Raw genomic sequence first — 13,428 nt, 5'->3', positions numbered from 1 at the left:
AAACCAAAATGACCCTGAAAGCCAAAGACGCCCCCGACCTGAACCGTTTCAACTGGGAAGACCCCTTCTCCTTGGAAACCCAACTCACCGAAGAAGAGCGCATGCTGCGTGACGCGGCAAAGGCCTATGCCCAGGACAAGCTGCAGCCGCGCGCGATTGCCGCCTATCGCGATGCCGAAACCGACCCGGCGATCTTTCGGGAAATGGGTGATATGGGCCTGCTGGGGGTCACGATCCCCGAGGAATACGGCGGCATCGGTGCCTCGTATGTGTCTTACGGCCTGATTGCGCGTGAAGTGGAGCGCGTCGACAGCGGCTTTCGGTCGATGATGTCGGTGCAAAGCTCGCTGGTCATGTATCCGATCTACGCATACGGGTCCGAGGAGCAGCGCAAGAAATACCTGCCGAAATTGGCAAGCGGCGAATGGATTGGCTGCTTTGGCCTGACGGAACCCGACGCGGGCAGCGATCCGTCAGGGATGAAAACCACGGCCAGGAAAACGGCCTCGGGTTACGTTCTTTCTGGCTCGAAAATGTGGATTTCAAACAGCCCGATTGCCGATGTCTTCGTCGTCTGGGCCAAGTCTGAAGCCCATGGCGGCAAGATCCGCGGATTTGTGCTCGACAAGGGAACCAAGGGGCTTTCGGCACCGAAAATCGGCGGAAAACTGTCGTTGCGGGCCAGCATCACCGGCGAAATCGTGATGGATGGCGTTGAAGTTGGCGAGGACGCGCTGCTGCCCAACGTCGAGGGCCTCAAAGGACCGTTCGGCTGTCTGAACCGGGCGCGGTATGGCATCAGCTGGGGCGTTCTGGGCGCCGCCGAGTTCTGCATGGAGGCCGCGCGGCAATACGGGCTGGATCGCAAGCAATTTGGCAAACCTCTGGCGCAAACGCAATTGCACCAGCTCAAGCTTGCCAACATGCTGACCGATATCTCCCTGGGTCTGCAGGCAAGCCTGCGCGTCGGGCGGCTGCTGGATGAGGCGCAGGCGGCCCCTGAGATGATCTCGATCATCAAGCGCAACAACTGCGGCAAGGCGCTGGATATCGCCCGGATGTCGCGCGACATGCACGGCGGCAACGGTATCTCGGAAGAGTTCCAGATCATGCGCCACATGGTGAACCTGGAGACCGTGAACACCTATGAGGGCACGCATGACGTTCATGCCCTGATCATTGGCCGTGCCATCACGGGTCTGCAGGCGTTCTTTTAAGCGCCCGAAAAAGCGATCAGACGGCGGGCCATCAGCCCGCCGTCTTGCCCCCAGATTCTTGACACGATGACATGACCCCAGAGGTGGCGCGATGGCGCATAAAGAACTGATTTTGACCATCAATCCGGGAACAACAACAACCCGCCTGGGATTGTTTGAACCCAGCGGCGGCGATGTGCGTTGTGTCGTGGAAACGACCATCGAGCATGACGAAAAACGCATGGCTGAGTTTGCCGCAATCTCGGATCAGTTGGAATTTCGCGCGCAGGCGATCTCGGACTTTCTCTCCGGGATTTCTGGCGGCGTGACGCTGGCCGCCGTCGTCGGCCGGGGGCGGAATGCTCAGCCCGGTTCCGGCGGGTGTCATCGCGGTCAATCAGGCTTTGGTCGATTTCGCGCTGTACACGCCAGTCTATCGCCACGCGTCAAACCTTGGCGCACCCTTGGCACTGGCCATTGCGCAAGATCACAAGGTCGAGGCCTTTATTGTTGATCCCGTGTCCGTGGATGAACTGCCCGAGGTTGCGCGCCTGTCTGGGTTCCCGGAACTCCCGCGGTTTTCCTTTGTTCACGCCCTGAACATTCGCGCTTGTGGGCGGCGGCTGGCGCAGGAACTGGGCAAGCCCCTTGAGACCCTGAACGCGGTTGTGGCCCATATGGGCGCGGGCATCTCCATCGCCGCGATCAGGAATGGTCGCATCGTGGACAGCACGAACCGCATGGAAAACTCCCCTTTCTCGCCCGAACGGGCGGGCGGATTGCCGATCATGCCGCTTATCGAGCTGTGTTATTCCGGCAAATACTCGGAAGCGGAGCTGAAGAAAAAGCTCTATGGCAACGGCGGCGTCTTTGCCTATCTGGGGACCAAGGACATGCGCCAGGTCGAGGCGATGATCGCCAAGGGCGATGCCAAGGCGGGCTTGGTCTGGGAGGCCATGCTGTACCAGATCCGAAAAGCGATCGGCGCGATGGGGGCGGTTCTCGACTTTGAGCCGGACGGGATCATCCTGACCGGCGGCATGGCCCAATCGAACAAGGTCGTCGGGGCCTTGACCGCGGGTTGCGCGGCGTTGGCCCCGGTTCACGTCTACCCCGGCAGCCATGAAAGCGAGGCGCTGGCCTCGGGTGCGGCGCGCGTCATGGCGGGTTCTGAAAAGGCCATGACCTGGCCCGTAACACTGCTCAAGAATGGGACCGCATGATGATCCGCAATTTTGATGACCTGGAACGTGAGATGTCCAAACGCCCGCCGCTGCGCGTGGTGGTTGCGGGCGCCGATGACAGCCGCGTTCTGGACGCCCTGTCGGCCGCGTCGCAGAGCCATCAGATAAGCCTCGCGCATCTGATTGGAAACGCTGCCGAAATTCAGCGGCTGCTGCCAACCGGTCTGGCCGGGATCGCACGCATCGTGGATGCGCAGGACGCGGATGAATGTGCGGCCAAAGCCGTGGCCATCGTGCGTGACGGACAGGCTGACGTGCTGGTCAAAGGCAGCGTCAACAGTGCGTCTTACCTGAAAGCGGTGGTGAACAAAGAGCTGGGCTTGCGGAAATCGAGCGTCCTGTCGAACCTGACGCTGGCCGAAATGCCATCGCTGGACAGGCTGCTCGGTGCGACGGACAACGGGATCATCCCGCTGCCAGACCTCGCGCAAAAACGCGCGATTCTGATGAACAGCCGGGCGCTTTTTGCGGGTCTCGGGATTGCGACCCCGCGCGTTGCGGCCATCGCGGCATCGGAAAAGGTGTCCGCGCGACAGCCCGCGACAACCGACGCGGCGGCGCTGGCCGAAGAGTCGCGCAACGGTGACTTTGGGGGCATGTGCATCGAGGGGCCCTTTGGCTATGACGTCGCGCTCTCGCGCGCGGCGGCCGAGGCAAAAGGCTTGCACAAATCACAGGTCGCCGGTCGCGCCGATCTGATCCTGTTTCCCAACATCGAAGCCGGAAATGCCACGGTCAAAAGCTGGAAACTGCATGGCCAGGCCCGCACCGCCAGCATTGTTCTGGGGGCGTCGGTTCCGGTGCTGCTGAACTCGCGATCCGACGGGGTTGAGCAACGCAGACTGGGCCTCATTCTGGCGCAGGCGGTGATCGCCGGGCTTGACAGCGTGGGACCGGCACAATGACCATCCACTCTGTCGGTGTCGTCGGCGCGGGGCAAATGGGCAACGGGATCGCGCAGGTCTTTGCCCAGGCCGGATATGACGTGCTGCTGAACGACATCAACCAGACCAGCCTTGACGATGCCCTGACCCGCATCGACCGCAATCTGGAGCGGCAGGTCGCCAAGCAGGCCCTGTCACCCGACGAGAAATCCGCGATCATGGGGCGGGTCAAGACCACCCTTGATCTTGCGGAACTGGGGCCGCTTGATCTGATTGTCGAGGCCGCCTCTGAACGGGAAGACATCAAGAACGCGATTTTTGCGGCCCTCGCCCCCCATCTGGGGGCCCACACGATCCTGACCACCAACACGTCGTCGATTTCGATCACGCGTCTCGCCAGTCTGACAGATCGTCCGGAACGCTTCATGGGCATACATTTCATGAACCCGGTTCCGGTGATGAAACTGGTGGAGCTGATCCGGGGCCTCGCGACAAACGAGGACACCTTTTCGCAGATCCGGCAGGTCGTTGACCGGTTGGGCAAGGTGCCGACCATCTCGGAAGACTTCCCTGCCTTCATCGTGAATCGCGTTCTGGTGCCGATGATCAACGAAGCCGCCTATGTCCTGTATGAGGGCATCGGCAGCGTATCCTCGATTGATAGCTCCATGAAACTGGGCGCAAATCATCCGATGGGGCCGCTGGAACTGGGCGACTTTATCGGGCTTGATACCTGTCTGGCGATCATGAACGTGCTGCATCGCGGGCTGTCGGATTCGAAATACCGCCCCTGCCCGCTTCTGGTCAAATACGTCGAGGCCGGATGGCTTGGGCGCAAATCGGGCCGCGGGTTTTATGACTATCGCAGCGGCGTCCCGGTGCCGACACGGTAACGCGCACCACGGCACGCCGCCGCACAAGCTCCGCAAAACACAAATCACTGAAAGCGCAACAGGCCCGGCAAACACTGTTTGCCGGGCCTGTGTCTTTTACGGTCTTTGGCCGTCAAGCCTTGTCTGCCGTGATCACATAGGTGCCCGTGTTGTGCAGGTTCACCGTCCAGCCCGGTTCGATCACAATGGTCGTGGTGATCTCCTCGATGACAGCCGGTCCGTGGATCACGTCATCCGCGCCCATCTTGCCACCGTCATAAACGGGCGTGTCCGTGGTGGAGCCGTCCGCATCGAACACCATCGCGCGCGTGCCTTTGAGCGCGCTATGAGCGCCGTTGCCCTTGCCGATGGTCATCTTCTTGGGCTTGTCCACCAAGCCGACAATCGTGCTTTCGACGTTCACGACCTCGACCGCCGAGTTGGGCTCGTCGTAGGTATAGAGCTCCTTGTGGCGCGCGTGGAAGGCTGCCTTGATATCGGCAAGCCGGGCTTCGGTGACCTTGAAGGGCTCGATCTCGACCGTGCATTCATGGACCTGACCGACATAGCGCATGTCCAGGCTGCGGCGGATCGAGATCTTGTCCTCGCTGAACCCGTCGCCGGACAGATCCTCGTTGCCGCGAACTTCCAGCCCGGTGAACAACTCATCCAGATAGCGCGCCGCCTCTGCCCCTTCGAGGCGGATCGGTGCGGGGGCCATGTAGTTGTATTTCACGTCGGAAATGATCTGGCCGTAAGCACACAGCCCCGAGGCCAGTTTCGACACCAGCACTTTGGAGATGCCCATTTCCCGCGCCAAAGCGGTGATATGCGCACCGGTCGCGCCGCCAGCCCCCATCAGAACGAAGTCGCGCGGATCATAGCCGCGTTCCACCGACACCCGGCGGATGGCGTTGACCATGTTGTTGTTCACAATGGTGAACATCCCATAGGCCGCCTTTTCCACCGAAATCCCCAAGGGATCGGCCAGATGGGTCTTGATCGCCGCGCGCGCCTTCTGGACATCCAGCGGCAAACGCCCCCCGACCAGACCGTCGGCGCTCAGATAGCCCATGGTCAGGTTCGCGTCGGTGGTGGTCGGCTTCTCGCCGCCTTGGCCATAGCAGGCCGGGCCCGGTTCCGACCCCGCCGATTGCGGCCCCATCTGCAACAGGCCCATCGAGTCGATCCATCCGATCGAACCACCGCCCGCGCCCAGAGTTTCCACCTGAATCATCGGGATGCCGATGCGATAGCGCAAGAAGTCGATGTTCTTGTTCACATTGGCAAGACCGTCGCGGGTCAGGGTGATGTCGAACGATGTCCCGCCCATGTCGCAGGTGATGATGTTCTTGTCACCCCAGGGTTCGGCCACGTCCAGCGCCGCTTGCGGTGCCGAGGCGGGACCGGAGTTGATGGCGTAGACCGATTGCTCGGCCACAACTTTACCCAGAGCCAGGCCGCCGTTGGACTGGAAATAGCGCACCGGATGCTGGCTGCCCAGTTCGCGGAAATAGGCGTCGATTGCTTCGACATAGCGCAACAGGATCGGCGCCAGATAGGCGTTCACGATCGCGGTCGAGGTGCGGGTGTACTCGCGGACCTGCGGATACAACTGGCTGCCCACCGTCAACCGCACATCCGGCATCATCTCGCGAACGATCTCGGCGGCGCGCTGTTCATGCTCGGTGTGCAGCACCGACCAGACAAAGGAAATGGCGACGGATTCGACACCCTCCTTGAGGAAATACCGGCAGGCCGCGCGCACATCCTCTTCGTTCAGCGGGGTCTTGACCGACCCGTCAGAGATGATTCGCTCGCGAATGCCTTTGCGCAGATGGCGCGGGACAAGCATGGTCGCCGGAGGATAGTCGGGGTCATACCGATAGCCGTCTTCCTTGTGGCCCAGACGGATTTCGATGCTGTCCTCATGGCCTTTCGTGGCGATAAGACCGGTCTTTGCGCCATTATGCGTGATCAGCGCGTTCAGACCGACGGTCGTGCCGTTGATACACAGATCCGCGTTCGAGACGACCTCGGAGGGTGCAAGTCCGGTTTCTTCCTCGATCAGCGCAAGGCCGTTGCGAATGGCTTTGGTCGGATCGTTCGGCGTCGAGAGGACCTTGAACAGTCGGATATCCCCCTCTCGGTCCGCCAGGATGAAATCGGTAAAGGTGCCGCCGGCGTCAATGCCCAGACGATATTTGCTACGCATGGTGTTTTCCTTTTGTCTGAGTATCAGGCGGCGGCGCGCGCTTTGGCGGTCGCGGCTTCATCAACGGTCAGGGTTTCGGGGTCCGCGATGATCACACCGTAATCGAGCTTGGCGCCCTCGATGCTGACCAACCCGTTGCGGATATCCTCGACCACATGGTGAACGGAACGCTCGAAGGCGTTGCCAAAGCCGCCGCCACCGGGGTTCATGTTGGCGGCGATCTCGCCGGGCTTGATGGTTTCGATGACGTTCTTGGTGATGATTTCAGTGGCACCATTCCGGGTGATTTCCAGACGGCCGACCTTCTTGTGCACCATCGCCGATTTCGCCCCCGCAGCGCCCATCGCCGGAATACGACGGCCTTCGCCGAAGGTGATCAACGACATATCGCGGTTGAGCGGTTCAACAGCCCAACGGGTGCCCGAGCCGCCACGGAATTTGCCGGCACCACCCGAATCTTCCATCAGGCCATATTCGTGGATGATGATCGGATAGGAATGCTCGAGCATCTCGATATCGCCCGAGGTCAGCGCCCCGAAACAGCACTCCGGCCCGCAGGCGTGCCAGCCATCCTGGCTGGCCGTAGCCCCTGCCCCCGAGATGATCGAGGCCAGCACCATCGTCACATATTCCTCGTCGTGCCGCGTGTCCCATCCGGCAATGTTGCAGCCGTTGGCATGGCCCCAGCTGGCCGAAACCTTGTCTGGCGCGGCCTGCTCGAAGGCCAATCGAACCGCGTCGGTCAGGGTTTCCATGGGCGTCGTGGTGCAGTTCATATGCGGTGCGGGGCTTTGCGCGTTGCAAAGGCTCCCCTTCTTGCCCATGTCCACGGTCACGTTGCGATAGAGCCCCTCGTTATAGGGCGGCGGCAGTTGCGCGAACATCATCAGGCCAAGGTAAACGCCCGAATAGCTGTTCCCCTCATACGAGTTGATGAAATACGGCACCTGCGGCGGGCTTTCGATCGCGATGTGGCAGCGGTCGCCGGTGATCGTGACGGTTGCCGTGATGTCGAAATCACCGAACCCGTGGCCCGCATCCTCAAGAACCGCGGTGCCGGAATAGGTGCCGTCAGGCACTTGGGCAATCAGGCTGTTCATATGGTTGTTGGCCATGGTCAGCAGCTCTTCGATGCACTCCTGAACAACCTCCTTGCCGTATTTGTCCATCAACCGGACCAGGCTGCGCGCACCGACTTTGCAGGCACCGATCAGGGCGTTGAAATCGCCCTCCTGATCACGGCGCGCGCGCATGTTGGTCAGCAGCATGTTCAGGATGTCGTTGCGCGGAACACCCTTGTCCCACAGCTTGATCGGCGGGATGCGCAGGCCCTCGGCGTAGATTTCTTTCGCGTCCGGGTTGTAGCCGGCGGGCACCGGGCCGCCGATGTCGGTCAGGTGGCCTTTGCACACGGTCCAGAACACCAGTTCGCCCTCATAGAACACCGGATAATACATGCAGGTGTCGATGATGTGGCTGCCGCCATAGGCCGGGTCGTTGTGCAGCATCAAATCGCCTTCGTGGATGTCCCCTTCAAAGAACTTGGCCACGTTTTTCATCGCCGGGATCAACGATCCCAGGTGGATCGGAATGTCCTGACCCTGCAGGATCATCTCGGGCGTATGATTGAACAGCGCCGTGGAATAGTCGTGCGCCAGGTTGAAAACCGAGCTGCGCGCCGTCTGTTCGAGCGCCATCGTCATCTCGCGCTGCGTGGTTTCCAGAACGCCTCGCACCACCGAAAGGGTGATGGGATCTACATTACTTTGCGCCATGACAGGCCTCCTTTGCTGGGCGGCAAGCACAGGCAACGGGCACGCTGAGTCGCGCATCCATCGGTCCCCAAAACCCTGTTGCTTGCTGCGGTTTTTGTCGTTGAGGCGAGAGTGCAGCAGGTTTGTTTCGCGGTCTTGGCGATCCGCGCACAAGATTTTGCGTTTTGGTGCACTCACACAAGAAAACGATTTGTTGCGTGAGTGATTCCGCGCTATCGTCAGAAATGACGTTTTCTTAGGGAGGGAGAGCGTGGGAGGGATTCAGGCGTTCACGACGGCCGGTATCGCGGCCGCAGAAAGAGCTGTGCAATGGAACAACGCCATTGCCGCTGCCTATTTTCCGTTGTCCTTGCGATTCTCGAATCCCTTCGAATTTTCTGGCAAATTGGACACCACCTCAATTGGCCGTGCCAATCTATCGCATCTGGTGTCGCAGCCGGTTCAATATGAGCGGCGGGGCCAGCACATAAAGTCGGCGGATCATGAAGACTATTTGATCACAATTCCACTGGCGTCCTCTGTCGAGTTCAGACAACTGGGTCGCGAGGTTTCTTGTGATCCGGGTGGTTTTATAATCGAACGCGGCGATGAGCCTTATCGGTTTTCATACAGCCATCCCAATGATCTGTATGTCCTGAAAGTCTGCAAATCGGATCTTTCGGAACGAATTCGCCAGCCAGATCAATATTGTGCGCGCGTATTCGATGCAACACAGGGCGTCGGTGCCTTGTTTGTTTCCATGGTCAAAGAGACCCAATTTCATGCCTCGTCGGTCATTGGCACTGCGGGGGAAACCCTGTCGCGACAGCTTCTGGAATTGCTTGCACTCGCAATTAAAAGCGAACCCGGAGCAGCCGCATCGACAACCAGTTCCGTGCGCGCCGCGCATTTGCTCAGAATCGAAAAAATAATTCATCAGAACCTTAAAAACCCCGATTTGTCTCCGGACTTTATTTCCGAGGCGTGCGGGATTTCGAAACGGTACCTGCATGATCTGTTCAAAGATCTGAATGGCACGGTCGCCCAACAGATCCGCGAGCAACGGCTTCTCGCGGCAAAGAACCTTCTGCGCGAACGCCCCGACCTCGCGGTCGCCGACGTCGCCTATCGGTTCGGATTTACGGATCAGGCGCAGTTCTCGCGCCTGTTCAAGGCAAAGTTCAAGGTCACGCCGACAGATTTCAAACGGACCGAGCCCTTGGCCAAGACCGCGCCGGCCGACGCCTGACCCGCAAAACGGCGTCAATCCTGACCGCAGGCGTGTTTGTGCGGGGGCTTGCGCGCGCCATGTTCCGCGCCCTCGGCCAGACACCGGGGGCGTTGTCTGGCCGCGCCGTCAACCAGGCACTCAGCCCGAAAAACTATAGGCAGTTTTCACGGTCGTATAAAATTCGGCGGCATAGCGACCCTGCTCGCGCGAGCCGTAGGACGAGCCTTTGCGCCCGCCGAACGGGACGTGATAATCGACACCCGCAGTCGGCAAATTGACCATCACCATCCCCGCTTGCGAGCGTTTGCGGAAATCGCGGGCGGCTTTCAAGCTGCTTGTGCAAATGCCCGACGACAGGCCGAATTCGGTGTCATTCGCCAGCGCCAGGGCGTGATCGTAATCGGAGGCTTTGATCACGCTGGCGCAAGGCCCAAAGATTTCTTCGCGGCTTGATCGCATGTCGTTGGTCGCGTCGGCAAAAATCGCGGGTTTCTGATAATAGCCCTCTTTCGGGCAATTGGCGGTCTCTCCGCCCAGAACCGTGGCCCCTTCGGCGCGCGCGATCTCGACAAAAGACAGGTTGTTTTTCAATTGGTTGGCCGAAACGACCGGGCCAATCTGCGTTGCCGGATCCAGCGCGTCGCCAACCGTCAGGGCCGACGCGGCCTTGGCAAGGCGCTCGACAAACTCATCATAAATCCCCGATTCCACGATCAGCCGCGACGACGCGGTGCAGCGTTGCCCGGTCGAGAAAAACGCCCCGTTCAGACAGACGGGAATCGCAACGGCCAAGTCCGCATCATTCAGCACGACCATGGGGTTCTTGCCACCCATTTCGGCCTGAACCTTCTTGAGCCCCTTGGCAGCCTCCACCACCAGCGCCCGCCCCACGGGCACCGAACCCGTAAAGGACACGGCATCCACAAGCGGATGCGCGACAATCGCATTCCCGACAATCGCGCCACGCCCCATCACGAGATTGAACACGCCGTGCGGTGCGCCCGCGTCATGGATGATCTTTGCCAACATATGCGCGCTGCCCGGGGTCAGATCCGCAGGCTTGAACACCACCGTATTGCCATAGGCCAGAGCCGGGGCGATTTTCCACGCCGGGATCGCAATTGGAAAGTTCCACGGCGTGATCAGACCGACGACGCCGACCGGCTCGCGTGTGACCTCGACGTCAACGTCAGGCCGGACAGAGGCCACGGCATCTCCGGCAACCCGCAGGGCCTCGCCGGCGAAAAAGCGAAAGATCTGCGCGGCGCGCACGGTTTCGCCAATGGCCTCGGCCAGGGTCTTGCCCTCTTCGCGGGCCAGCATGTGGCCGATCTCGTTTTTCTGCGCGAGGATTTTCAGACCAACCGCATCCAGAAGGTCCGCGCGAACCTGCGGGCTGGCATTCGCCCAACCGCCCAAGGCATTCCGGGCCGCGTTGATCGCGTCGTCAACCTGCGCCGCATCCGCCCTTGCATAGTGACCAATCAGGTCCGAGACATCGGACGGGTTGATATTCTCGGACTGATCCGAGCCGGAAACCCAGTCCCCTGCAATAAGGTTCCGATGCTCTGTCATGTCGATCTCCAGATGAAATGATGGGGTCGCGGAAGCGCGGCCGCGGGTCTGCGCATGAGGCGTGGGGTCACGTCAGGCGCTGTTTTCGCAGCGCCCGACGTCGTTTTTGGCATATTACTTAGCCGTAGGTCTTCATGATCGCGGCCTCGATGGCGGCTTCAAGAAGATCGAGCGCCTCGTCAACCTGGTCGCCCGGTGTCGTCAACGGCGGCAACAAACGGATGACGTTGGCCCGTGTCCCGCAGGGCAGGATGATCAGCCCGCGCGCCTCGGCCTCGGCGACAATGGCCTGCGTCAGCGCCGGATCGGGGTCACGCGTTTCGCGGTTCTTCACAAGTTCGAAGGCAATCATCGCCCCAAGTCCGCGCACATCGCCAATCGGCTCCATGCCCTGCTGCGCCGCGATGGATTTCAGGCGTGCCGTGATCCGGGCGCCGATTTCCGTGGCGCGCGCGCACAGGCCCTCGTCTTCGATGATATCCAGCATCGCGTTTGCCGCCGCGACCGCCAGCGGGTTGCCGGCATAGGTGCCCCCAATCCCGCCAACCGGGGCGGCATCCACCACCTCCGCGCGACCGGTGACCGCCGACAACGGGAAGCCACCGGCCAGCCCCTTGGCCATCGTCACCAGATCGGCGGCGACACCGGCATGTTCAAAGGCAAACATCTTGCCGGTCCGCGCAATGCCGGACTGAACCTCGTCGGCAATCAGCAGAATGCCATGGTCATCGGCCACCTGACGCAGCTTTTTCAGGAAGTCGAAATCGGCAATGTTGAAACCACCCTCGCCTTGAACGGGCTCGATAATGATCGCGGCCACGCGGTCGGGGTCGATGCTGGATTTGAACAATTGGTCAAGCTGCGCCAGGCTCATCTCGGGCGTGACGCCGTGATACCCGTTCGGGAACGCAATGTGAAAGACTTCGGGCGGCATGGCGCCAAAGGCCTTCTTGTAGGGCGCGACCTTACCGCAAAGCGCCATACCCAACAGCGTGCGACCATGGAACGCGCCCGAAAACGCGATGACCCCGGACCGGCCGGTGAAAGCGCGCGCCATTTTCACAGCGTTTTCCACAGCCTCAGCCCCGGTTGTCACCAGCATGGTCTTTTTGGCGAAATCCCCCGGGGTCGCCGCGTTCAGACGCTCGGCCAACCGAATATAGCTTTCATAGGGCGCGACGTGAAAGCAGGTATGCGTGAAGGCCTCCAATTGCTTGGTGACGGCCTCGATCAGCCGTGGATGCCGATGGCCGGCGTTGTTCACGGCGATCCCGGCGGCGAAATCGATGAATCGCTTGCCGTCCGCGTCCCAAAGCTCAGAATTTTGCGCACGGACAGCATAAATGCCGCGCGTGGAAACACCTTTGGCAACAGCATTCTCGCGGCGCGCTTTCAGTTCAGCGGCATTTGTCATGACAGTCCTCTTGTCCGATTGATTCTCAGGAATTACCAATACAGATGCTCATTATTTTGAGCAACACATTTCTTGGACCTTGAGCATGACCGCGGTTTGCGTCTAAATGCCTGCAAGGAGGACACGATGGCCGAATTCGATGTGGGCGCGCGCCTGAAAGAAGTCAGACTGCAAAACGGCCTGTCGCAACGGCAACTCGCCGAGGCTGCGGGCGTTCCTCACGGTCAGATTTCCATGATCGAGACCAACAAAAGCAGCCCGAGCGTCTCGTCCCTGCGCAAGATATTGGGCGGCCTGAACATTGGAATGTCAGAGTTTTTTGAGCCAGAGACCCCAGAGGTCGACCGCCCATTCTTCATCCCGTCCGAATTGCGCGACCTGACCTCGCGTCTCTATTCAGAGCGGGCGGGCACCGAAGGCAAGATCACGCTGAAACAGGTCGGCAACGCCAAGCTCCACAACCTTCAGATCTTGCACGAGGTCTATGAACCGGGTGCCGACACCGGTGCGGACATGCTGGAACATGTCGCCAGCGAAGGCGGAATTGTCGTCTCGGGTGAAATCGAAGTGACCGTCGGAGACGAGGTCGTTGTTCTCAAGGCCGGCGATTCCTTTTTGTTCAATTCGCGCGAACCGCACCGGTTTCGGAACATCAGCGCCAGACCCGCCACCGTCATTTCGGCCTGCACCCCACCGTATCTCTAGCAGACCGCGTGATCGCCGCCCGTCGCACAAAGGCCTCTGCCCGTTGGAATTGAGCGCGGCCCCTGGTCAGGCTTGGGCTTGCGCACGGCCCGCCAAGTGCCGGGCAGCCACGGATCGTCACGTTCGGCCCCAAACCGCCGCTAGGTGTTTTCCGCTCGAGGGTCGGGGATGTCATCGAAAGCAGTGAGGAAGATTTCCATGGGCAAACGGGGCTCCTGAGCGACGGTCCCTACCCAAGAATCCATCTGATGAAAAACCACAAGACCGATCAGGCCGCGTCAGTTTCCAAACCCGACTCCCCTGACCAAAGCGGCAGGCAATCAACAAAACCTGCGCGA

General features: G+C 60.4%; 11 protein-coding genes. 6 read left to right on the top strand and 5 right to left on the bottom strand.

Annotated elements, in window-relative coordinates:
* The first annotated feature begins 8 nt into the window (after positions 1-8).
* Positions 9-1,217, top strand: coding sequence for an acyl-CoA dehydrogenase (locus VDQ28_RS13300; protein WP_323036392.1), 1,209 nt, complete (start codon positions 9-11; stop codon positions 1,215-1,217).
* Positions 1,218-1,248: 31 nt separating this feature from the next.
* Here the strand turns inward: VDQ28_RS13300 and VDQ28_RS13295 are convergent, their stop codons facing one another.
* On the bottom strand, positions 1,249-1,584 hold the full coding sequence (locus VDQ28_RS13295; RefSeq protein ID WP_323036391.1) for a hypothetical protein: 336 nt from the start codon (positions 1,582-1,584) through the stop codon (positions 1,249-1,251).
* On the opposite strand from VDQ28_RS13295, the gene buk reads away from it, so the two are divergent.
* The 3 genes from buk to VDQ28_RS13280 are packed head-to-tail and all read left to right on the top strand — an operon-like array spanning position 1,556 to position 4,217.
* Entirely contained in the window at positions 1,556-2,419 is an 864-nt protein-coding gene (gene buk / locus VDQ28_RS13290) for a butyrate kinase (protein ID WP_323036390.1), read from the top strand. The two genes, VDQ28_RS13295 and buk, sit on opposite strands and share 29 nt — an antisense overlap.
* Positions 2,419-3,345 carry a phosphate acyltransferase gene (locus VDQ28_RS13285; RefSeq protein WP_323036389.1) on the top strand — a complete coding sequence of 309 codons (927 nt, stop codon included), beginning with the start codon at positions 2,419-2,421 and terminating at the stop codon, positions 3,343-3,345. The genes buk and VDQ28_RS13285 overlap by 1 nt, the downstream gene beginning before the upstream one ends.
* The gene (locus tag VDQ28_RS13280) at positions 3,342-4,217 is read left to right on the top strand and encodes a 3-hydroxybutyryl-CoA dehydrogenase (RefSeq protein ID WP_323036388.1); all 876 of its coding nucleotides are present in this window, start codon (positions 3,342-3,344) and stop codon (positions 4,215-4,217) included. Before VDQ28_RS13285 ends, VDQ28_RS13280 begins: the two co-directional genes overlap by 4 nt.
* Before the next feature lie 112 nt (positions 4,218-4,329).
* On the opposite strand, the gene VDQ28_RS13275 is transcribed toward VDQ28_RS13280, so the two are convergent.
* Both VDQ28_RS13275 and VDQ28_RS13270 read right to left on the bottom strand, forming a co-directional pair.
* Positions 4,330-6,411, bottom strand: a complete 2,082-nt coding sequence (locus VDQ28_RS13275) for a hydantoinase/oxoprolinase family protein (RefSeq protein WP_323036387.1) — start codon at positions 6,409-6,411, stop codon at positions 4,330-4,332.
* A 23-nt stretch (positions 6,412-6,434) separates the two neighbouring features.
* Entirely contained in the window at positions 6,435-8,186 is a 1,752-nt protein-coding gene (locus VDQ28_RS13270) for a hydantoinase B/oxoprolinase family protein (RefSeq protein WP_323036386.1), read from the bottom strand.
* A 250-nt stretch (positions 8,187-8,436) separates the two neighbouring features.
* Here VDQ28_RS13270 and VDQ28_RS13265 point away from each other — a divergent pair, with 250 nt between their 5' ends.
* The gene (locus VDQ28_RS13265; protein ID WP_323036385.1) at positions 8,437-9,414 is read left to right on the top strand and encodes a helix-turn-helix domain-containing protein; all 978 of its coding nucleotides are present in this window, start codon (positions 8,437-8,439) and stop codon (positions 9,412-9,414) included.
* A 120-nt stretch (positions 9,415-9,534) separates the two neighbouring features.
* Here VDQ28_RS13265 and VDQ28_RS13260 read toward each other — a convergent pair whose 3' ends face one another.
* A complete protein-coding gene (locus VDQ28_RS13260) occupies positions 9,535-10,971 on the bottom strand; it encodes an aldehyde dehydrogenase family protein (RefSeq protein ID WP_323036384.1) in 1,437 nt (478 codons plus the stop codon).
* A 118-nt stretch (positions 10,972-11,089) separates the two neighbouring features.
* On the bottom strand, positions 11,090-12,385 hold the full coding sequence (gabT, locus tag VDQ28_RS13255; protein ID WP_323036383.1) for a 4-aminobutyrate--2-oxoglutarate transaminase: 1,296 nt from the start codon (positions 12,383-12,385) through the stop codon (positions 11,090-11,092).
* A gap of 126 nt (positions 12,386-12,511) precedes the next feature.
* Between gabT and VDQ28_RS13250 the strand changes: the two genes are divergently transcribed.
* On the top strand, positions 12,512-13,090 hold the full coding sequence (locus VDQ28_RS13250) for a cupin domain-containing protein (RefSeq protein ID WP_323036382.1): 579 nt from the start codon (positions 12,512-12,514) through the stop codon (positions 13,088-13,090).
* Positions 13,091-13,428 lie beyond the last annotated feature (338 nt).

The sequence above is a fragment of the Pararhodobacter sp. genome (assembly GCF_034676545.1).
GTDB lineage: Bacteria > Pseudomonadota > Alphaproteobacteria > Rhodobacterales > Rhodobacteraceae > Pararhodobacter.
Note: the sequence above shows the minus strand (reverse complement) of the source record. Positions and strands in the feature narration are given on the sequence as shown.

Coding starts and splice junctions, on each gene's coding strand:
- buk (WP_323036390.1), top strand. CDS start 1,556: ATGCTCAGCCCGGTTCCGGCGGGTGTCATCGCGGTCAATCAGGCTTTG.
- gabT (WP_323036383.1), bottom strand. CDS start 12,385: ATGACAAATGCCGCTGAACTGAAAGCGCGCCGCGAGAATGCTGTTGCC.
- VDQ28_RS13280 (WP_323036388.1), top strand. CDS start 3,342: ATGACCATCCACTCTGTCGGTGTCGTCGGCGCGGGGCAAATGGGCAAC.
- VDQ28_RS13295 (WP_323036391.1), bottom strand. CDS start 1,584: ATGACACCCGCCGGAACCGGGCTGAGCATTCCGCCCCCGGCCGACGAC.
- VDQ28_RS13260 (WP_323036384.1), bottom strand. CDS start 10,971: ATGACAGAGCATCGGAACCTTATTGCAGGGGACTGGGTTTCCGGCTCG.
- VDQ28_RS13285 (WP_323036389.1), top strand. CDS start 2,419: ATGATCCGCAATTTTGATGACCTGGAACGTGAGATGTCCAAACGCCCG.
- VDQ28_RS13270 (WP_323036386.1), bottom strand. CDS start 8,186: ATGGCGCAAAGTAATGTAGATCCCATCACCCTTTCGGTGGTGCGAGGC.
- VDQ28_RS13275 (WP_323036387.1), bottom strand. CDS start 6,411: ATGCGTAGCAAATATCGTCTGGGCATTGACGCCGGCGGCACCTTTACC.
- VDQ28_RS13300 (WP_323036392.1), top strand. CDS start 9: ATGACCCTGAAAGCCAAAGACGCCCCCGACCTGAACCGTTTCAACTGG.
- VDQ28_RS13250 (WP_323036382.1), top strand. CDS start 12,512: ATGGCCGAATTCGATGTGGGCGCGCGCCTGAAAGAAGTCAGACTGCAA.